We start from the raw sequence: 20461 nt of genomic DNA on the forward strand, positions 1-20461 counted from the left end.
AACATTTCAACAGAAGAGACTTACTTGTCGCCCAACTGTTCTGACATGGTATTACCCGGGTTTGGCGTACGCGGTTCATCAACCGGGCGCGGCGCACGCGGGGTGCCATTGTTGTCAGAATTGTTGGAAGCACCTGGATCTTCCCAGCCAGCTGGCGGACGCACTTCACGGCGCGCCATCAGGTCGTCAATCTGCGGTGCATCGATGGTCTCATATTTCATGAGCGCATCTTTCATCGAATGCAGGATGTCCATATTGTCGTTCAGGATCTGGCGAGCACGTGCATAGTTACGCTCTACCAAAGATTTTACTTCCTGGTCGATGATACGTGCCGTCTCATCGGACATATGTTTCGCTTTAGCCACAGAACGGCCCAGGAACACTTCCCCCTCTTCCTCTGCATACAGCAGCGGACCGAGTTTGTCGGAGAAGCCCCACTGCGTCACCATGTTACGTGCCAGGTTTGTCGCGACTTTGATGTCGTTGGACGCACCGGTAGAAACATGTTCCACACCATAGATAATCTCTTCTGCCAGACGACCGCCGTACAGGGTCGAGATCTGGCTTTCCAGCTTCTGACGGCTGGCGCTGATCGCGTCGCCTTCAGGCAGGAAGAAGGTCACACCCAGCGCGCGACCACGTGGGATAATCGTCACTTTATGCACCGGATCGTGTTCCGGTACCAGGCGACCGATAATCGCGTGACCGGCTTCGTGGTATGCCGTGGACTCTTTCTGCGCTTCCGTCATCACCATGGAGCGACGTTCCGCACCCATCATGATTTTGTCTTTCGCTTTCTCGAACTCCACCATGGACACCACGCGCTTATTACCGCGAGCGGCAAACAGGGCAGCTTCGTTGACCAGGTTAGCCAGGTCCGCACCGGAGAAGCCCGGGGTACCGCGCGCAATAATTGCTGCGTCGATATCTGGCGCCAGCGGTACGCGACGCATGTGGACTTTCAGAATCTGTTCACGACCGCGAACATCCGGCAGCCCCACCACGACCTGACGGTCGAAACGGCCTGGACGCAGCAGCGCTGGGTCAAGTACGTCCGGACGGTTAGTCGCCGCGATAACGATAATACCTTCGTTACCTTCGAAGCCGTCCATTTCAACCAGCATCTGGTTCAGCGTCTGCTCACGTTCATCATGACCACCGCCCAGACCTGCGCCACGCTGGCGGCCTACGGCGTCGATTTCATCGATGAAGATGATGCACGGTGCTGCCTTCTTGGCCTGTTCGAACATGTCACGCACACGAGATGCACCCACACCCACGAACATTTCGACGAAGTCAGAACCTGAAATAGTAAAGAACGGCACCTTCGCTTCACCCGCGATAGCTTTCGCCAGCAGGGTTTTACCGGTACCCGGAGGACCCACCATCAGAACGCCTTTCGGGATCTTACCGCCCAGTTTCTGGAAACGGCTCGGCTCACGCAGGTATTCAACCAGTTCGCCCACTTCTTCTTTTGCTTCGTCACAACCTGCAACGTCAGCAAACGTGGTCTTGATCTGATCTTCCGTCAGCATACGCGCTTTGCTCTTACCGAACGACATGGCACCTTTGCCACCGCCGCCCTGCATCTGACGCATAAAGAAGATCCAGACGCCGATAAGAAGCAGCATCGGGAACCAGGAAATGAAGATAGAAGCCAGCAGGCTTGGTTCTTCTGGCGGCTCGCCAACCACTTTGACGTTTTTAGTCAGAAGGTTATCGAGCAGCTTAGGATCGTTCACCGGGATGTAGGTCGTGTAACGGTTACTATCTTTCTTGGTAACGTTTATCTCACGTCCGTTGATACGCGCTTCGCGAACCTGGTCCTGATTGACCTCCTGCAGGAAGGTAGAATAATCCACCTTGCGGCCATTCGACTCGCTGGGCCCAAAGCTCTGGAATACTGACATCAGCACGACGGCAATGACCAGCCAGAGAATTAGGTTTTTCGCCATGTCACTCAAGGGATTAACCTCACATTACAACTGTGTTAAAAACAGCGTCAGGATACTCTATATCCAGTTTCATTCAAACTTTCGCCTGAAATCTACCGGTTATCATTTTCGCCCGGTCGCTACAATATACACTTCACGGGAACGCGCCCGGGAAGAGTCCGGCTTACGAACTTTAACCTTCGCAAACAGGGAGCGAATTTCCTTAAGGTACTCCTCGAAACCTTCGCCCTGAAACACCTTCACAACAAAACTACCACCAGGCGCTAGTACATCACGACACATTTCTAACGCTAGCTCCACCAGATACATGCCGCGGGGGATATCCACCGCCGGTGTTCCGCACATATTTGGTGCCATATCAGACATGACAACCTGGACCTTACTGTCACCCACACGTTCAAGTAACGCTTTTAGCACTAATTCATCACGAAAATCGCCCTGAAGGAAGTCGACACCGACGATGGGATCCATTGGTAAAAGATCGCATGCGATGATTCGACCCGCTCCGCCGATCTGCGTTACCGCATACTGGGACCATCCGCCAGGGGCAGCACCGAGGTCAACAACCGTCATCCCCGGTTTAAAAAGTTTGTCACTTTGCTGTATTTCATCAAGTTTAAACCAGGCGCGGGAACGTAACCCCTTTTTCTGCGCCTGCAGAACATATTTATCGCTAAAGTGTTCCTGAAGCCAGCGGCTGGAACTGGCAGAACGCTTTTTACCTGTCATTTAACTTTTCCGTCCGGGTTCATCGTTGCTTACCTTTGACGTAAATTTCTACGCTGCTATTTGGCGATATTAGGGAGATGGCGGTAGAATGAACCGTTTTCAATCCCAACGTAAGCAAAAATATACGATGAATCTGAGTACTAAACAAAAACAGCACCTTAAAGGTCTGGCACATCCGCTCAAGCCTGTAGTTATGCTTGGCAACAATGGTTTGACCGAAGGGGTGCTTGCCGAGATTGAACAAGCGCTGGAACACCACGAGCTGATCAAGGTGAAAATCGCCTCTGAAGACAGAGACACTAAAAACCTGATCGTGGAAGCCATCGTGCGCGAAACCGGCGCCTGTAATGTACAGGTCATCGGTAAAACGCTGGTGCTCTACCGCCCATCTAAAGAGCGCAAAATCTCGCTGCCACGTTAAGGATATCCCTAATCGAACACATTTTCTGTGTAAAACGAGGGATTTCTGTCAGCAGGTGAGCAAAATGCCACGCTCCTTGAGTTGTTAAAAGGCCGCTATGCGGCCTTTTTCTTTTCTTTACAATGTATCAACATCTCAGTGGAGAAGCGAATTACAGGTACTCGACCTTAATAATTTCGTATTCCACTTCACCACCTGGGGTACGGATCACGACCACATCGTCTTGCTCTTTGCCAATCAGGCCACGCGCGATGGGTGAGTTCACTGAAATGAGGTTCTGCTTAAAGTCTGCCTCATCGTCACCCACGATGCGATACGTTTGCTCTTCGTCGTTGTCCAGGTTCAGGACACTTACGGTAGAACCAAAGATCACGCGGCCATTGTTTGGCATCTTAGTGATGTCGATCACCTGAGCATTAGACAGCTTTGCTTCGATGTCTTTAATACGCCCTTCACAGAAGCCCTGCTGCTCACGCGCCGCATGGTATTCAGCGTTCTCTTTCAGGTCGCCATGCTCGCGCGCATCCGCGATAGCGGCGATGATTTCAGGGCGACGCACGGATTTCAGGAAATCCAGCTCTTCGCGCAGTTTTTCGGCACCACGTAAGGTCATCGGAATAGCTTGCATTTGTTATACCTCTTAAACATTCCTGTTGGGAGCAGTGTTCCCTGCTCCTGCCCCCCTAAGCGGGCAAGAAGCAAAAAGAAAACCGACCCGGGAGCAACGCCCCAGGTCAGCAGCAATTTTTCAATTTGATACGCATTTTACCGCGAAGTTCACTATGGGTCATCGTTTACTTTGCAGTGCTATGCACCGTAGTATGACGGTTTGTTTTCGGGTTGTTAGCGCGAGATTATGCGATTTTCCAGTTTTATCATCGGATTGACTACCAGTATGGCGTTCGCCGCCCAGGCCGCGAACGTTGATGAGTACATTAATCAGCTGCCCGCAGGCGCTAACCTTGCGCTAATGGTGCAGAAGGTTGGCGCCCAGGCCCCTGACATTGACTTTCACAGTCAACAGATGGCGCTGCCTGCCAGTACCCAGAAGGTGATCACTGCGCTCGCCGCCCTGCTTCAGCTTGGCCCTGACTTCCGGTTTACTACCACGCTTGAGACCAAAGGTAATGTCGAAAGTGGCGAACTGAAAGGCGATCTGATTGCCCGCTTTGGGGGTGATCCAACCTTCAAGCGCCAGGATATCCGCAATATGGTGGCGGTGCTGAAAAAATCCGGCGTAACAAAAATCGATGGCAACGTGCTGATCGATACCTCCATTTTCGCCAGCCACGATAAAGCGCCCGGCTGGCCGTGGAATGACATGACGCAGTGCTTTAGCGCCCCGCCTGCTGCGGCCATCGTTGACCGTAACTGTTTCTCCGTGTCGCTCTACAGCGCCCCCAAGCCGGATGATTTAGCCTTTATACGCGTGGCGTCCTACTACCCGGTCACGATGTTCAGCCAGGTACGCACATTAGCAAAAGGATCGCCGGATGCGCAGTATTGCGAACTGGACGTCGTGCCGGGCGATCTTAACCGTTTCACTCTCACCGGCTGCCTGACGCAGCGTGCCGATCCGTTACCGCTGGCCTTCGCCATTCAGGACGGAGCGGGTTATGCGGGTGCGATACTGAAAGACGAACTGAAACAGGCTGGCATCACCTATTCTGGCTCACTGATGCGTCAGACACAGGTTAATCAACCGGGTACCGTCATCGCCAGCAAACAGTCTGCGCCGCTACATGACCTGCTTAGGATTATGCTGAAAAAGTCAGATAACATGATTGCTGACACCGTGTTCCGCATGATTGGTCACGCCCGTTTCGGCGTACCCGGTACCTGGCGTGCGGGGTCAGACGCCGTTCGTCAGATCCTGCGCCAGCAGGCGGGGATCGATCTTGGTAATACCATCGCCGTCGATGGCTCCGGGTTATCGCGTCACAATCTGATCTCCCCAGCCACCATGATGCAAGTGCTTCAGTACATTGCCCAACATGACACTGAGCTAAACTTTATTTCGATGCTGCCACTTGCCGGGCATGACGGTTCGCTTCAGTATCGGGCAGGGCTTCATGCTGCGGGTGTTGATGGCAAAGTGTCAGCGAAAACAGGTTCGCTGCAGGGGGTTTATAACCTTGCAGGCTTTATCACCACAGCCAGCGGACAACGCATGGCATTCGTGCAGTATCTTTCCGGCTATGCCGTCGAACCGACCGATCAGCGTAATCGCCGTATTCCGCTGGTGCGCTTCGAAAGCAGGCTATACAAGGACATCTACCAGAATAACTAACGATGAAACTACTCATAGTTGAAGACGATTTGTTATTGCAGGAAGGGTTGGCGCTCGCGCTGGCGAATGAAGGATACGCGCTCGATTGCGCCGCCACGGCGGCAGAAGCCGATGCGCTGATCCAGAGCGGTGAATATAGCCTGGTGATCCTCGATTTAGGTTTACCGGATAAAGACGGCGCGACGCTGCTCAGCCAATGGCGCCGCCGTAGCGTTGAAAATCCAGTGCTGATCCTCACGGCGCGCGATGCCATTGAAGACCGCATTCACGGTCTGGACTCCGGTGCGGATGATTATCTGGTGAAACCTTTTGCCCTCGCAGAACTTCAGGCGCGTGTGCGGGCATTGATCCGCCGCTATCAGGGACACAGCGATAACATGCTGACCGATGGTGATATTACGCTGAATCTCCAGACACAACAGGTGTTGCGTAAGTCCCAGCCTGTCGAAGTGACCCCAAAAGAATTTGCCCTCCTGACGCGTCTCATCATGCGGAGCGGTCAAACGGTACATCGCGAGACGCTGCAGCAGGATATCTACTCCTGGCAGGACGATCCGGGTTCAAATACCCTTGAAGTTCATATTCACAATCTGCGCCGCAAGCTCGGCAAAGAACGGATCAAAACAGTCCGTGGCGTCGGATACCGCCTGGAGAGCCAGAAATGAACAGTATGCGTCGGCGACTCATGGTTTTGCTGGCGATTATCCTGTTGTTTTTTCAACTTATCAGCGTGATTTGGTTATGGCATGAAAGCCGTGAACAGATTGGCTTTCTGGTGAATGAAACACTCTCGGCGAAAGCACGTAACAAGCACGTTGAGAAAGAGATCCGTGAAGCGATTGCGTCGCTGCTGGTCCCTTCTCTGGTGATGGTCGGTTTTACCCTGCTATTCTCCTTCTGGGCGGTGACCTGGATAACCCGGCCGCTTAACAAATTACGTGCCAGCCTGGCCAACCGGTCAGCCGACAATCTAACGCCGCTGCCCATGTATTCCGATATGGAAGAAATTGGCGCAGTGACGACATCGCTAAACCAACTGCTGGCGCGTCTTGATCATACCTTACAGCAGGAGCGTCTTTTCACCGCTGATGCCGCACACGAGCTACGCACACCGCTTGCCGGGATTCGGTTGCATCTGGAATTAATGGCCCAGTCTGGCTCACCACAAGCCACCACGTTGATTAGTCGTATCGATCAGTTGATGCACACCGTTGAGCAACTGCTCATGCTGGCGCGAGCCGGACAGGCGATGGCAAGCGGTCACTACGATACGGTCCACTGGACAGAGAATATTATTGCGCCGCTGGGTCTTGAGCACGAAGCCAAAGACCATACGGTGATATGGCCTGCTAAAAGCACTCTAACCGTGCAGGGAGACGCCGTACTCCTGCGCCTGATGCTCAGAAATTTGCTGGAGAATGCCGCCCGCTATAGCCCAAAAGGGACAACCATCGAAGTCAAATTAGTGGAAATTGACGGCGGAACGCAGGTCAGCGTGGTGGATCAGGGCCCCGGAATCGATGAGGCACATCGACAGTCCATTACCGAGCCTTTCCGTCGGCTCGACCAGCGCTACGGTGGCAGCGGCCTGGGGCTGAGTATTGTTCAGCGTATCGTTCAACTCCACCATGGTAATTTAATGCTGGAGAACGGCGCTGAGGGCGGCTTAATCGCCAGCTGCTGGTTGCCGTCGACGTTAGGATAAAAAAAAGCCCCTTAGCGGGGCTTCTTTCAGGTATTAATGCTTGTAGATGAACTCAACGCCTTCTTCGTCGTCTTCATCCCAGTCATCGTCCCAGTCTTCATCATCGTCTTCCGCTTCCAACTCTTCGAGCTGCTGACGGTGGTAGTCATCCCACATGAATTCGACTTTTTCAGGCTGTTTAGCCTCTTCCGCCTGAACGATTGGGTTCTCGATGATAAAGGTCATCACATCCCAGCAGAGATCTTTCACGCCAACCTGGCTTGCCGCAGAGATCAGGTAATATTTATCTTCCCAACCCATCGCTTCAGCAATGGCTTTCGCTTTTGCTTCAGCTTCGGCTTTATCCATCAGGTCGATCTTGTTAAAGACCAGCCAGCGTGGCTTACCTGCGAGTTTTTCGCTGTATTTTTCCAGTTCGCCAATGATGATACGGGCGTTTTCGACCGGATCGGACTCATCGATTGGATTAATGTCAACGATGTGCAGCAATACGCGGCAGCGCTCAAGGTGTTTCAGGAAGCGAATACCCAGTCCTGCGCCTTCTGCCGCGCCCTCGATCAAACCAGGGATATCAGCGACAACAAAGCTCTTTTCGTGGTCCATACGGACAACGCCCAGGCTTGGCACCAGCGTCGTAAACGGATAATCCGCCACTTTTGGCTTAGCGGCTGATACAGCACGGATAAACGTCGATTTACCGGCGTTAGGCATACCCAGCATACCGACGTCAGCCAGCAGCATCAGTTCCAGCTGCAGCTCGCGCGTATCGCCCGGTGTCCCCATGGTTTTCTGACGCGGAGCACGGTTAACCGATGATTTGAAACGGCTGTTACCCAGACCGTGCCAGCCACCTTTAGCAACCAGCAGGCGCTGACCGTGTTTGGTCATATCACCCATGGTTTCACCGGTGCCCTGGTCAATCACTCGCGTACCGACCGGAACCTTGATGTTGACGTCTTTACCACGTTTACCCGTACAGTCACGGCTCTGGCCGTTCTGGCCGCGCTCGGCACGGAAAGATTTTTCGAAACGGTAGTCGATCAGCGTGTTGAGGTTTTCATCCGCCTCCAGCCACACGTCACCACCATCGCCACCGTCACCGCCGTCAGGGCCGCCACGAGGAATATATTTTTCACGGCGGAAGCTTACACAACCGTTACCGCCATCACCTGCCACGACCAGAATCGTCGCTTCATCAACAAACTTCATTTTACTCTCCGTAACTCATTCGCCTGAGCGGGGGACTACTACGACCGCTTCATTTTTGCGCCAACGCCCCCAGAGACGATGACCAATGGCGGAATACATCGCACCCGCAACCACGACAAACGCACCGAGATAACCCAACAAGTTGAGCATCGGCTTGACGAAGACATCGGGCCAGGCCATTGATAACAAATCTGAAAATAACAGCGTAAACAGCGGAGTCAGCGTGATTAACGCACTTACCTGCGCTGCCTGCCAGCGCGCCATTGCCTCAGCCAGCGCGCCATAACCGACCAGCGTATTAAGCCCACAAAAGATGAGGCACGCCAGTTGCCAGTCGCTAAGCTGAGTAATCACACCCGGCTTTGCTAACGGCAGTAATGCTACTGTACACAAAGTGTACAGCAAAAGGAGGATCTGCGGTGAGGCCAGACGACGCAATAACACCTTTTGTGCGACGCCATAACTCACCCAGACCGTTGCTGCCCCGACACCGAAAATTACACCCCAGGTGTAATCCGTCAGGCGGGTGAAAATCTCAACCAGGCTGGTGTTGAAAAACATCACCAGACCACAGAGCAGCATGCTCGCCCCGATAATCTGCGTTCCGCGCATCTTCTCCTTGAGGATAAAGACGCTGGCGACCATCATGCCGACCGGTGAAAGCTGGCCGATCACCTGCGACGCCGTGGGGCTGAGATATTGCAGGGAGGAGCTAAACAGGATGAAGTTACCGAACAGGCCGCCCGTCGCAATAACCAGTAAAACCAGCCAGCGCGGCTTTCGGAAGAGACGCAGCGGTGGAAGCTTACCTTTGATCGCCAGAATGGCACCGAGGCCTATGCTTGCCATCAGGAAGCGATAAAACACTACCGTCGGCGGCTCCATCACGTCCAGTACCTGCTTCATTGCAATTGGCAGTGCACCCCAGCACATTGCGGTGGTGAGCGCCAAAAGAATACCTATGCCGGCCTGCTGCTTCATGCCCGTTTTCCCTACAGAAAATTTTCCGGGTTTCCAATGTAAAAAGCCCCGCAACACGTTGCGGGGCTTTAATCCGTTACCGGACCGAGAAAACCTTACTCAGCAACGATGCTGATGTATTTACGGTTGTTCGGGCCTTTAACTTCAAATTTCACTTTACCGTCTGCTTTAGCAAACAGAGTGTGGTCACGACCGCAACCTACGTTGTTGCCAGCGTGGAATTTGGTACCACGTTGACGAACGATGATGCTACCCGCCAGAACGGATTCGCCACCGAAACGCTTAACGCCAAGGCGTTTAGCTTCTGAATCGCGACCGTTACGTGTGGAGCCGCCAGCCTTTTTATGTGCCATTTAAATCTCTCCTCAGGTCTTAGGCGCTGATGCCAGTAATTTTCACATCAGTGAACCACTGACGGTGGCCCTGCTGCTTACGGTAGTGCTTACGACGACGAAACTTAACGATTTTAACTTTCTCGCCACGACCGTGTGCAACAACTTCAGCTTTGATCACGCCGCCATCAACGAAAGGAACGCCGATTTTGACTTCTTCACCGTTTGCGATCATCAGAACTTCAGCGAATTCAACAGATTCGCCAGTTGCGATGTCCAGCTTTTCCAGGCGAATGGTCTGACCTTCGCTTACTCGGTGTTGTTTACCACCACTTTGGAAAACCGCGTACATATAAACTCCGCTTCCGCGCACATCCTCGTATGAATCAGAGTGCGCTATAAATATTCACAATAGGGCGCGAATATTACGCAAAACGCGAGCCTTTGACAAGTGCTACCATCAATACATGAAGAAAAAAAACACAACACGTACGGTAACGTTTATCTGAGCCGTTTTTTCAGTACAATCAGCGATACTATTGATAAACCGAAACCCTTTGTGAACCCACACTCCGTGGGATAAACAGGATAAAAAGCCCGGCTTTTGCGATGAATTTAGAAAAAATCAACGAGTTAACCGCGCAAGATATGGCGGGTGTGAATGCAGCAATCCTGGAGCAACTCAACTCTGATGTTCAGCTGATCAATCAGTTGGGCTATTACATCGTTAGCGGCGGCGGTAAACGCATTCGCCCGATGATTGCCATTCTGGCCGCTCGCGCCGTTGGCTATCAGGGAAATGCCCACGTCACGATTGCGGCCCTGATCGAATTTATCCACACAGCCACGCTGCTGCATGATGACGTGGTGGATGAATCAGACATGCGCCGTGGCAAAGCAACCGCGAACGCAGCATTTGGCAACGCAGCCAGCGTTCTGGTGGGGGATTTCATCTATACCCGTGCTTTCCAGATGATGACCAGCCTCGGCTCGCTGAAAGTGCTGGAAGTGATGTCTGAAGCGGTAAACGTTATCGCTGAAGGTGAAGTCCTGCAGTTGATGAACGTTAACGACCCGGATATCACCGAAGAAAACTACATGCGCGTGATTTACAGCAAGACGGCGCGCCTGTTTGAAGCGGCGGCGCAATGCTCTGGCATCCTTGCTGGCTGCACTGAAGCCCAGGAAAAAGGGCTTCAGGATTATGGCCGTTATCTGGGGACTGCCTTCCAGCTGATCGATGATTTGCTGGACTACAGTGCCGATGGCGAAACGCTCGGCAAAAACGTTGGGGATGACCTGAACGAAGGCAAACCAACGCTGCCGCTGCTCCATGCAATGCGTCACGGCACCCCCGAGCAGGCGAAACTGATCCGTGAAGCGATCGAGCAAGGAAATGGTCGCCATCTTCTGGAACCTGTACTGGAAACAATGGCACTCTGCGGATCGCTGGAATGGACGCGTCAGCGTGCTGAAGAAGAGGCAGATAAAGCCATCGAAGCACTTCAGGTGATTCCGGACAGCCCGTGGCGTGACGCGCTGATTGGCCTTGCCCACATCGCCGTACAACGCGATCGTTAATCCTTCCCTCTTCTCCCCGTGGCCACACGGGGAGATTCTAATAAGCACCAATAAATTCCCTAATCACGTTAAATCATCGGCTTACATTCCGCATGAATAAAGCCATGTCATATTCTGAATATTGCTTCCAGTAACGCGAACTTTTTAGAACACATGTTCGAAGAAGGTATAGTAGCCCTGTCATTTCAGGAGAAATGGCGTGGGTGAAAACGAACACAAGGACAGCTTTATGGATATGAAACTGATCGACTGGCACTCAGCGGATATTATTGCGGCACTGCGCAAAAAAGGGACATCACTGGCGGCGGAATCGCGCCGTAACGGGTTGAGCTCATCGACGCTGGCAAACGCACTGACTCGCCCGTGGCCGAAGGGAGAATTGATTATTGCGACGGCGCTGGAAACGCACCCGTGGATCATCTGGCCGTCACGCTATCACGACCCCATAACTCACGAATTTATCGACAGAACGCGCACGATGCGCCAGAAGAAGTTGCAGAAGGAGCAGTCGGAGTAACACTGCAAATTTAACAGCATCAGCAATCCCCCGGCCTTTACAGGCCAGGGGGGTGCAAGAACGATTACTCGCCTTTCACACGCTCGATATTTGCACCCAGCGCGCGCAGTTTGTCTTCGATACGCTCGTAGCCACGATCGATGTGGTAGATACGGTCAACAACAGTCGTCCCTTCCGCGATACAGCCCGCCAGCACCAGGCTTGCAGACGCGCGAAGATCGGTTGCCATCACCTGCGCACCAGACAGTTTTTCCACGCCGTGGCAAATGACCGTGTTGCTTTCGATCTCAGCGTGTGCGCCCATACGGATGAGTTCCGGCACGTGCATGAAGCGGTTCTCGAAGATGGTTTCAGTGATGAAGCCAGTGCCTTCAGCAACCAGGTTTAACAGCGTAAACTGAGCCTGCATGTCCGTCGGGAACGCCGGATGCGGTGCAGTACGCACATTGACGGCTTTTGGACGCTGGCCGTGCATATCAAGGCTGATCCAGTCTTCGCCGATTTCGATATCCGCACCCGCATCGCGCAGTTTAGCCAGCACCGCATCCAGGGTATCAGGCTGAGCGTTGCGACAAACAATCTTTCCGCCAGAGATCGCTGCAGCGACCAGGAAGGTACCGGTTTCGATACGGTCCGGCAGAACGCGATAGACACCGCCGCCCAGGCGTTCAACGCCTTCGATGGTGATACGGTCGGTACCCTGGCCGGAAATCTTCGCACCCAGCGCCACGAGGAAGTTTGCGGTATCCACAATTTCCGGTTCACGCGCGGCGTTTTCAATGATGGTCGTGCCTTCTGCCAGCGTCGCCGCAGACATAATGGTGACGGTAGCGCCCACGCTCACTTTGTCCATGACAATGTGCGCACCTTTCAGACGACCATTAACGGACGCCTTGACGTAACCTTCTTCCAGTTTGATCTCCGCGCCCAGTTTCTCCAGGCCAAAGATGTGCAGGTCAACCGGACGCGCACCGATGGCGCAGCCGCCCGGCAGTGATACCTGACCCTGACCAAAACGCGCCACCAGAGGGCCAAGCGCCCAGATGGATGCGCGCATGGTTTTCACCAGATCGTATGGCGCAGAGAAGTTGTTGACGTTGCTGGCGTCGATCCAGACGGAGCCGTTACGCTCGACTTTCGTGCCCAACTGGGTGAGCAACTTCATGGTGGTGTCGATATCTTTCAGCTTAGGTACGTTCTGAATTTCTACCGGCTCTTCCGCGAGCAATGCAGCAAAGAGGATGGGCAGCGCAGCGTTTTTTGCGCCAGAAATTGTGACTTCGCCCTGGAGACGCGTTGGCCCCTGTACACGAAATTTGTCCATGTAATTGCTCTCTTATAAATTCAACCGTGCTGCGGGCGTCTCGCCCTCAGCTCAAAAACCGTTTAGTTTGCGATCGCGTGCCCACTCTTGCGGGGTGAACGCTTTAATCGACAGGGCGTGGATGCGGTTATCCGCAATGTATTCCATCAGCGGCGCATAGACAGCCTGCTGTTTCTTCACACGACTCATCCCGTCAAAGATCTCACCCACAGCAATAACCTGGAAGTGACTGCCATCGCCAGAGACGTGGGCTTCCTGAAGGGTGAGCGCATTCATCAGCACTGCCTGGATTTCATTATTTTCCATGGGGTCTATATCATCTGATAGTGAAAACAAGCCCAACATCTTAGAGCAAAGTGGCGTCGTCTTAAACAAGCAAAAAGCCCCGACGATGAAACTGTCAGGGCTTTCAGAAGTAACGCACTGAAAATATTAGTGCGGTAAAACGTCCTGAGGCAGATTATAAAGCTGCGCCAGGGTCATGACGTTATCGCTCGCGCCGTGAAGCCTGACGTTTGCACCCTGCGTTTTACCCACTGCGATCAGATGGGTGAGCAGCGCAACACCCGCCGTATCGACCCGCGAGACATCGCTTAAATCAATCAGCGTCACGCCCAGCATGGCTTCGTGGCGTTTATCCCACAGCGGGTTCAGCAGATCCTGATCGAGCTCACCAGACAGCTTTAACGTCTCGCCTTCACGCGACCAGCTCAGTTGCTGCGACATTACTTTTTCTCGTCCAGGGTAATTTTCTGACGAGAGATAGACTGCAGCTGTGCGGTCAGGCCATCAATGCCTTTCGTGCGCAGCAGGTCGCTCCACTCATTCTGTTTGGTGGTGATCATGCTCACCCCTTCGGCAATCATGTCATACGCCTGCCAGTTTCCAGTCTGGCTGTTTTTACGCCACTGGAAGTCCAGACGAACCGGCGGACGGCCGTTAGGATCGTTAATCGTCACGCGGATAGGCACGATGGTGGCATCGCCCAGCGGCTGTTCAGGCGCAATCTGGTAGGTCTGGCCGTGGTACATCGCCAGCGCCTGGCCGTAAGCCTGTTTCAGGTATTCACGGAACGCAGCAAAGTAAGCCTCACGCTGTGCAGGGGTCGCATCTTTGTAGTAACGGCCCAGCACCAGCGCGCCTGCATATTTGATCTGCACATACGGCAACAGTTCCTGATCGACCACATCACGCAGGTAATCAGGATTAGCACGAATCTTCGGCTGTTCGTTTTTAAGACGATCGAAGGTTTTCTTCGCGGCCGCGTCCATCTGTTTGTACGGGTTGCTCTGATCTGCAGCCTGTGCCGCAGTGAGAGGGGCAATGACCAGCATGGCAACCATTAGCAGTCGTTTAAACATGAATGACTTCTCCTGAAATTAATTCGCAGCACCAGGGGTTGGCGCAACATTGGTAGGGTCTTCACTCTGCGCAGGGGCAGTGTCAGACTTTTTATCATCCCCCTTACTGTTGTAAAGGAACTGACCAATCATATCTTCCAGCACCATCGCGGACTTCGTATCCTGGATCACGCTCCCGTCTTTAAGGATAGTCGTTCCCAGCTCAGGATCTTCAAAGCCAACGTTAAGTGCCAGATATTGTTCGCCAAGCAGACCGGAGGTGCGGATGGAGAGCGAGCTGGTATCGGGAATGTGGTTATAACGCTCTTCAATATCCATCGCCACGCGCGGCAGATAGGTTTTCTCATCCAGCGTAATGTCTGATACGCGTCCAATCACCACGCCGCCAATACGGACCGGTGAGCGCGCCTTCAGGCCACCGATGTTATCGAAGGTGGCATAAACGCGATACGTCGGCTCGGTGCGGACAGAGGTGATATCCGCCGCTCTCAGGCAGATAAACAGGGCTGCCAGCAGCGCCAGTAACAGGAATACGCCAACCCAAATTTCATTTTTTCTCGTTTGCATGAACTCAATTCCCAAACATCAGTGCGGTGAGCACAAAATCCAGACCCAGTACGGCCAGCGACGAATGAACGACGGTACGTGTCGTTGCACGGCTGATGCCTGCCGAGGTTGGAATAGCATCATACCCGTTGAATAACGCAATCCAGGTGACCGTAATGGCAAAGACCACGCTCTTGATTAGACAGTTCACAAGATCCATCCGCAGGTCGATGGCGTCCTGCATCGCGGACCAGAAGAAACCGGCATCAATACCTTTCCAGTGCACGCCGACTAACGACCCACCCCAGATACCGACCGCCACAAAGAGGATAGTCAGCAGCGGTAACGAAATCACACCCGCCCAAAAACGCGGTGAGATGACGCGACGCAGCGGATCGACCGCCATCATTTCCATACTGGAAAGTTGCTCGGTGGCGCGCATCAATCCGATTTCTGCCGTTAAGGCAGAGCCCGCGCGTCCGGCGAACAGCAGCGCAGCAACGACCGGCCCCAGCTCACGCAGCAGCGAGAGCGCCACCAGCATTCCGAGGCTGGTTTCCGCACTGTAGGTTGTCAGCACCAGGTAGCCTTGCAGCCCAAGCACCATACCAATAAACAGACCGGACACGATGATGATCAGCATCGACAACACGCCGACATTATAAAGTTGCCGCACCAGCAAAGGCGCGTGCTTGCGGAATTCCGGTTTGCCGACCAGCGCGTTGAATAACATCAATCCGGCACGCCCGAACGTCCTGATGGTTTTTATGCCACGGTGTCCGAGCGCAGCCAACGCATTTAACAGCATGAGTGGCTTAACTCCCTATTCCCAGTAAATCGTCACGATAGTCGCCAGCCGGGTAGCGGAATGGCACAGGGCCATCTGCAATACCGTCGAGGAACTGCCGCACCCGCGGATCGCAATTTTCCTGCAGCGCCTGGGCGCTACCGTGTGCGACGATCTTTTTGTCAGCCACGATGTAGGCGTAATCGGCAATGCTCAACACTTCCGGCACATCGTGAGATACCACAATGCAGGTGACGCCCAGCGCGCTGTTTAATTCAGAAATTAACTTCACCAGCACGCCCATGGTGATAGGGTCTTGTCCCACAAACGGTTCGTCAAACATGATTAAATCAGGTTCAAGCGCAATGGCACGCGCCAGCGCGGCACGGCGCGCCATACCGCCAGAGAGTTCAGACGGCATCAATTTTGCTGCGCCACGCAGACCAACGGCTTCAAGCTTCATCATGACGGTGCTTTTCAGCAGTTCGGGCGGCAGATGGGTATGTTCACGCAGCGGGTACGCCACGTTGTCAAAGACGTTCATATCCGTGAACAAAGCCCCCGACTGAAAGAGCATGCTCATGCGTTTGCGGACGGTATACAGACGCGAGCGCGACATCTCCGGGACGTTCTCGCCGTCGAAGAGGATTTCGCCGCCGTCCGGGGGAATTTGCCCCCCAATAAGACGCAGCAACGTCGTTTTACCGATCCCTGACGGGCCCATAATGGCGGTGATTTTGCCATGCGGCACGGTCAGCGAAATATCATCAAATATCAATCGGTTGCCGCGAGAGAAACTGACACCACGGACATCGACTAAATTCGCCATCGTTTGGCTCATTTATGGTTCCTTTCTTACCCTGCCTCAGGCTAAGCATGAGGCTTAAATCAGCCCTAAACGCCACATTTTTACAGAATATTGCCTGTAGCGGTTAGCGAAAGCTGGCATTTGTTTTACTTTTCCAGCGCATAAAGTCAAAATTAGGAATTCGTTACGACTCAGGCTGTATGCAGCGCCAACAATTCCTGCGCGGTGGACCGGCAAGTATACCTGAAGAAAGGACTTTTGATGCTTTTAGCAACAGCACTGTTAATAATTGGTTTACTTTTGGTGGTCTACAGTGCTGACCGTTTAGTGTTTGCCGCATCAATTTTGTGCCGACTGATTGGCGTCCCCCCTCTCGTCATCGGAATGACGGTGGTTAGCGTCGGCACATCACTCCCTGAAATCATCGTCTCTGTCACGGCATCGCTGCATGACCAGACAGACCTTGCTATTGGCACCGCGATTGGCTCCAACATCGTTAATATCCTACTGATTTTAGGTTTAGCCGCATTGCTGCACCCATTTCGCGTGCATTCCGATGTTCTGCGCCGTGAATTGCCGCTAATGTTAATCGTAAGTTTGCTGGCGGGCTATGTGCTGTATGACGGGGTGCTGAGCTACGATGATGGCATTTTCTTGCTCGCCCTCGCCGGGATATGGCTGCTGTATAGTGTTAAAATCGCCCGTCAGGCAGAAAAACAGGGGCACGACAGCCTGACCCGAGAACAGGTTGCCGAACTCCCGCGTGAAGGTACGTTGCCTGTGGCGTTATTGTGGCTGGGCGTCGCGCTAATCATTATGCCGATGGCAACGCGCATGGTCGTCGATAACGCGACGGTGCTGGCAAACTATTTCGCCATGAGCGAACTGACAATCGGCCTGACGGTGATTGCTATCGGTACCAGTCTGCCTGAGCTGGCCACCGCCATCGCGGGCGCGCGTAAAGGTGAAGATGATATCGCCATTGGTAATATCATCGGCTCGAATATTTTCAATATCGCGATCGTGACGGGCCTGCCCGCCCTGATCTCACCGGGGCCGTTTAACCCGATGGCGTTCACGCGCGATTACGGAGTGATGTTGCTTGTCAGCGTCATTTTTGCCCTGCTCTGCTGGCGGCGGCAACGACAAATTGGCAAAGGCGCAGGCGCCCTGCTGACGGGTGGATTTATCGTATGGATGGCGATGCTGTACTGGCTCTCGCCGCTTCTCTCTGGGTAAACGGAAACGCATTATGTCGCAAATAGAATTGCAGCCGGGTTTTGACTTTCAGAAAGCAGGAAAAGAGGTTCTGGAGATTGAACGTGAAGGTCTGGCGCAGTTAGATCAGTACATTAATCAGGATTTTAGTCTGGCATGTGAGAAGATTCTCTACTGTGCCGGTAAAGTCGTGGTAATGGGAATGGGCAAGTCCGGCCACATTGGACGCAAAATGGCGGCGACCTTTGCCAGCACGGGAACGTCATCGTTCTTCGTGCACCCAGGGGAAGCGGCGCATGGCGACCTCGGGATGGTCACCCCGCAGGACGTGGTTATCGCACTGTCGAATTCCGGTGAATCCAATGAGATCCTGGCCCTGATCCCGGTACTGAAGAGACTACAGGTCCCGCTTATCTGTATGACCAGCCGCCCGGAAAGCAGCATGGCGCGTGCGGCGGATATTCATCTGTGCGTAAAAGTGCCCAAAGAAGCCTGCCCGCTTGGCCTTGCGCCAACGTCCAGCACGACGGCAGCACTGGTGATGGGCGATGCCCTTGCCGTTGCGCTGCTTGAAGCCCGTGGTTTTACCCCTGAGGATTTTGCGCTTTCTCACCCAGGCGGTGCGCTGGGCCGTAAGCTGCTGCTCAGGGTCAACGATATTATGCACACGGGCGATGAGATCCCTCACGTCAGCAAAGAGGCTTCCCTGCGCGACGCGTTACTGGAAATTACCCGTAAAAATCTGGGTATGACGGTGGTGTGCGACGATCTGATGAAAATTCAGGGAATATTCACCGACGGCGACTTACGCCGGGTGTTCGATATGGGCGTGGACGTTCGCACATTGGGTATCGCAGACGTCATGACGCCAGGCGGAATTCGCGTGCGTCCGGGCATCCTTGCGGTAGATGTCCTGAACCTGATGCAGTCCCGTCATATTACCGCAGTGATGGTTGCCGATGGCGACCAGTTGCTGGGTGTGGTACATATGCATGATCTTCTGCGCGCAGGCGTAGTGTAATGAAGGATAAGAAAATGAGTAATGCGGGTGCATCTCTTGCAACCTGTTATGGTCCGGTAAGCGCGCACATGATGGCAAAGGCGGAAAACATCCGTCTGTTGATCCTTGATGTGGATGGCGTGCTCTCCGATGGCCTGATTTATATGGGCAATAGCGGCGAAGAGCTGAAAGCATTTAACGTTCGCGACGGGTACGGCATTCGTTGCGCGCTCACGTCCGGCATTGAAGTTGCTATTATCACCGGACGGAAAGCTAAACTTTTAGAAGACCGCTGCGAAACGCTGGGCATTACCCATTTGTATCAGGGGCAGTCCGATAAAATGGTCGCCTTTAACGATTTGCTGGCGAAGCTGGCAGTCGCACCTGAGAACGTGGCCTATGTTGGCGATGATTTGATCGACTGGCCGGTGATGGCGGAAGTGGGTCTGAGCGTAGCGGTTGCTGACGCACACCCGCTGCTTCTCCCACGCGCGGATTACGTCACTCGGATCAACGGTGGACGTGGGGCGGTCCGTGAAGTCTGCGATCTGCTTCTGCTCGCGCAGGGCAAGCTTGATGAGGCCAAAGGGCAATCGATATGAGTAAAACCAGACGTTGGGTTATCATTCTGCTTTCGCTTGTCGCATTGGTACTGATTGGCGTGAACCTTGCCGACCGTGACGATGCACAAACAGAAGTGGTTAATACGAGCGAGCCAACCTATAAAAGCGATCACAGTGATACTGTGGTGTATAGCCCTGAAGGTGCGCTGAACTATCGCCTGATTGCCCAGCACGTGGAATATTTTTCCGATGACGGTATCTCGTGGTTTACCCAACCGGTGATGACCACATTTGATACTGACAAAACCCCGACATGGTCAATTAAGTCAGACCGGGCAAAACTGACAAATGACCGTATGCTTTATCTGTACGGCCACGTTGAAGTCAACGCCCTGACCGCTGACTCACAACTGCGCAAAATTACGACGGATAACGCCCAGATCAACCTGGTGACCCAGGACGTGACTTCGCAAGATTTGGTCACACTGTATGGCACAACATTTAATTCCAGCGGTTTAAGAATGCGCGGGAACTTACGCAGCAAAAACGCCGAGCTGATTGAAAAGGTTAGAACCTCCTATGAAATTCAAAACAAACAAACTCAGCCTTAAAGCCATTATCGCCAGCGCACTGCTGGCGGCCAGTCTTCCCGCGATTGCTGTGACTGGCGATACCGAACAGCCGATTCATATCGAATCCGACACTCAGTCCCTTGATATGCAAGGTAACGTCGTCACCTTCACCGGTAACGTCGTGATGACCCAGGGCACCATCAAAATTAACGCCGATAAAGTGGTCGTTACCCGTCCGGGCGGCGAGCAGGGCAAAGAGATTATTGATGGCTATGGTAATCCGGCCACGTTCTACCAGATGCAGGACAACGGCAAACCGGTGAAAGGCCGCGCGTCGCATATGCACTATGAGCTGGCGAAGGATCTGGTCATCCTGACCGGTAATGCCTATCTGGAACAGCTGGACAGCAATATTACCGGCGACAAGATCACCTATCTGGTCAAAGAGCAGAAAATGCAGGCCTCCAGCGAGAAAGGCAAACGCGTCACCACCGTGCTGGTTCCATCGCAGCTGCAGGATAAAGGCAAAGGCCAGGCTCCGGCACAAAAGAAGAGTAACTAA

At 53.4% G+C, this 20461-nt stretch carries 25 protein-coding genes; 11 read left to right on the top strand and 14 right to left on the bottom strand.

What is annotated here, in order from left to right; genetic code table 11:
- Positions 1-20: 20 nt before the first annotated feature.
- Entirely contained in the window at positions 21-1955 is a 1935-nt protein-coding gene (ftsH, locus tag AC2T6E_RS14270) for an ATP-dependent zinc metalloprotease FtsH (RefSeq protein WP_010436002.1), read from the bottom strand.
- A 102-nt stretch (positions 1956-2057) separates the two neighbouring features.
- Positions 2058-2684 (bottom strand): 23S rRNA (uridine(2552)-2'-O)-methyltransferase RlmE, encoded by a 627-nt coding sequence (gene rlmE, locus AC2T6E_RS14275; protein ID WP_010436004.1) that lies wholly within the window; start codon positions 2682-2684, stop codon positions 2058-2060.
- A 127-nt stretch (positions 2685-2811) separates the two neighbouring features.
- On the opposite strand from rlmE, the gene yhbY reads away from it, so the two are divergent.
- Entirely contained in the window at positions 2812-3105 is a 294-nt protein-coding gene (gene yhbY, locus AC2T6E_RS14280) for a ribosome assembly RNA-binding protein YhbY (protein ID WP_003861814.1), read from the top strand.
- Positions 3106-3256: 151 nt separating this feature from the next.
- Here yhbY and greA read toward each other — a convergent pair whose 3' ends face one another.
- Positions 3257-3733 carry a transcription elongation factor GreA gene (gene greA, locus AC2T6E_RS14285; protein WP_010436008.1) on the bottom strand — a complete coding sequence of 159 codons (477 nt, stop codon included), beginning with the start codon at positions 3731-3733 and terminating at the stop codon, positions 3257-3259.
- 228 nt (positions 3734-3961) lie between these two features.
- On the opposite strand from greA, the gene dacB reads away from it, so the two are divergent.
- The 3 genes from dacB to pmrB are packed head-to-tail and all read left to right on the top strand — an operon-like array spanning position 3962 to position 7100.
- On the top strand, positions 3962-5395 hold the full coding sequence (dacB, locus tag AC2T6E_RS14290; RefSeq protein WP_120159690.1) for a serine-type D-Ala-D-Ala carboxypeptidase: 1434 nt from the start codon (positions 3962-3964) through the stop codon (positions 5393-5395).
- Between the two features lie 2 nt (positions 5396-5397).
- On the top strand, positions 5398-6060 hold the full coding sequence (pmrA, locus tag AC2T6E_RS14295) for a two-component system response regulator PmrA (RefSeq protein WP_486692252.1): 663 nt from the start codon (positions 5398-5400) through the stop codon (positions 6058-6060).
- A complete protein-coding gene (pmrB, locus tag AC2T6E_RS14300) occupies positions 6057-7100 on the top strand; it encodes a two-component system sensor histidine kinase PmrB (RefSeq protein ID WP_486692254.1) in 1044 nt (347 codons plus the stop codon). The genes pmrA and pmrB overlap by 4 nt, the downstream gene beginning before the upstream one ends.
- 33 nt (positions 7101-7133) lie before the next feature.
- On the opposite strand, the gene cgtA is transcribed toward pmrB, so the two are convergent.
- From cgtA to rplU, 4 genes are all read right to left on the bottom strand, one after another.
- Positions 7134-8309, bottom strand: coding sequence for an Obg family GTPase CgtA (cgtA, locus tag AC2T6E_RS14305; protein ID WP_029739622.1), 1176 nt, complete (start codon positions 8307-8309; stop codon positions 7134-7136).
- Positions 8310-8324: 15 nt separating this feature from the next.
- Positions 8325-9290, bottom strand: a complete 966-nt coding sequence (locus tag AC2T6E_RS14310) for a DMT family transporter (protein ID WP_486692256.1) — start codon at positions 9288-9290, stop codon at positions 8325-8327.
- A gap of 95 nt (positions 9291-9385) precedes the next feature.
- Positions 9386-9643 (bottom strand): 50S ribosomal protein L27, encoded by a 258-nt coding sequence (gene rpmA / locus AC2T6E_RS14315; RefSeq protein ID WP_004385076.1) that lies wholly within the window; start codon positions 9641-9643, stop codon positions 9386-9388.
- A gap of 19 nt (positions 9644-9662) precedes the next feature.
- Positions 9663-9974, bottom strand: coding sequence for a 50S ribosomal protein L21 (gene rplU, locus AC2T6E_RS14320; protein ID WP_010436026.1), 312 nt, complete (start codon positions 9972-9974; stop codon positions 9663-9665).
- 257 nt (positions 9975-10231) lie between these two features.
- Between rplU and ispB the strand changes: the two genes are divergently transcribed.
- Both ispB and sfsB read left to right on the top strand, forming a co-directional pair.
- Positions 10232-11203: an octaprenyl diphosphate synthase gene (ispB, locus tag AC2T6E_RS14325; RefSeq protein WP_010436028.1), complete on the top strand. Its 972-nt coding sequence runs from the start codon at positions 10232-10234 to the stop codon at positions 11201-11203.
- Between the two features lie 229 nt (positions 11204-11432).
- On the top strand, positions 11433-11720 hold the full coding sequence (sfsB, locus tag AC2T6E_RS14330) for a DNA-binding transcriptional regulator SfsB (RefSeq protein ID WP_120159724.1): 288 nt from the start codon (positions 11433-11435) through the stop codon (positions 11718-11720).
- 64 nt (positions 11721-11784) lie between these two features.
- Here the strand turns inward: sfsB and murA are convergent, their stop codons facing one another.
- From murA to mlaF, 7 genes are all read right to left on the bottom strand, one after another.
- Positions 11785-13044: a UDP-N-acetylglucosamine 1-carboxyvinyltransferase gene (murA, locus tag AC2T6E_RS14335; RefSeq protein WP_089597743.1), complete on the bottom strand. Its 1260-nt coding sequence runs from the start codon at positions 13042-13044 to the stop codon at positions 11785-11787.
- Between the two features lie 51 nt (positions 13045-13095).
- Positions 13096-13350: a BolA family iron metabolism protein IbaG gene (gene ibaG / locus AC2T6E_RS14340; protein ID WP_108416128.1), complete on the bottom strand. Its 255-nt coding sequence runs from the start codon at positions 13348-13350 to the stop codon at positions 13096-13098.
- 126 nt (positions 13351-13476) lie between these two features.
- On the bottom strand, positions 13477-13770 hold the full coding sequence (mlaB, locus tag AC2T6E_RS14345) for a lipid asymmetry maintenance protein MlaB (protein ID WP_486692262.1): 294 nt from the start codon (positions 13768-13770) through the stop codon (positions 13477-13479).
- A complete protein-coding gene (gene mlaC, locus AC2T6E_RS14350) occupies positions 13770-14405 on the bottom strand; it encodes a phospholipid-binding protein MlaC (RefSeq protein WP_010436040.1) in 636 nt (211 codons plus the stop codon). The genes mlaB and mlaC overlap by 1 nt, the downstream gene beginning before the upstream one ends.
- Positions 14406-14423: 18 nt before the next feature.
- The gene (gene mlaD, locus AC2T6E_RS14355) at positions 14424-14972 is read right to left on the bottom strand and encodes an outer membrane lipid asymmetry maintenance protein MlaD (protein WP_316383021.1); all 549 of its coding nucleotides are present in this window, start codon (positions 14970-14972) and stop codon (positions 14424-14426) included.
- Between the two features lie 4 nt (positions 14973-14976).
- Entirely contained in the window at positions 14977-15759 is a 783-nt protein-coding gene (gene mlaE, locus AC2T6E_RS14360; protein WP_010436044.1) for a lipid asymmetry maintenance ABC transporter permease subunit MlaE, read from the bottom strand.
- A gap of 7 nt (positions 15760-15766) precedes the next feature.
- Positions 15767-16579, bottom strand: a complete 813-nt coding sequence (gene mlaF, locus AC2T6E_RS14365; protein ID WP_010436047.1) for a phospholipid ABC transporter ATP-binding protein MlaF — start codon at positions 16577-16579, stop codon at positions 15767-15769.
- A gap of 228 nt (positions 16580-16807) precedes the next feature.
- On the opposite strand from mlaF, the gene AC2T6E_RS14370 reads away from it, so the two are divergent.
- The 5 genes from AC2T6E_RS14370 to lptA are packed head-to-tail and all read left to right on the top strand — an operon-like array spanning position 16808 to position 20461.
- Positions 16808-17785 (top strand): calcium/sodium antiporter, encoded by a 978-nt coding sequence (locus AC2T6E_RS14370; protein WP_010436050.1) that lies wholly within the window; start codon positions 16808-16810, stop codon positions 17783-17785.
- Positions 17786-17798: 13 nt separating this feature from the next.
- Positions 17799-18785, top strand: coding sequence for an arabinose-5-phosphate isomerase KdsD (gene kdsD / locus AC2T6E_RS14375; RefSeq protein WP_010436053.1), 987 nt, complete (start codon positions 17799-17801; stop codon positions 18783-18785).
- 14 nt (positions 18786-18799) lie between these two features.
- On the top strand, positions 18800-19366 hold the full coding sequence (gene kdsC / locus AC2T6E_RS14380; RefSeq protein WP_108416126.1) for a 3-deoxy-manno-octulosonate-8-phosphatase KdsC: 567 nt from the start codon (positions 18800-18802) through the stop codon (positions 19364-19366).
- On the top strand, positions 19363-19938 hold the full coding sequence (gene lptC, locus AC2T6E_RS14385) for an LPS export ABC transporter periplasmic protein LptC (protein ID WP_108416125.1): 576 nt from the start codon (positions 19363-19365) through the stop codon (positions 19936-19938). The genes kdsC and lptC overlap by 4 nt, the downstream gene beginning before the upstream one ends.
- Positions 19907-20461, top strand: coding sequence for a lipopolysaccharide ABC transporter substrate-binding protein LptA (gene lptA / locus AC2T6E_RS14390; protein ID WP_010436059.1), 555 nt, complete (start codon positions 19907-19909; stop codon positions 20459-20461). The genes lptC and lptA overlap by 32 nt, the downstream gene beginning before the upstream one ends.

The organism is Enterobacter sp. B79-1 (genome assembly GCF_057444735.1).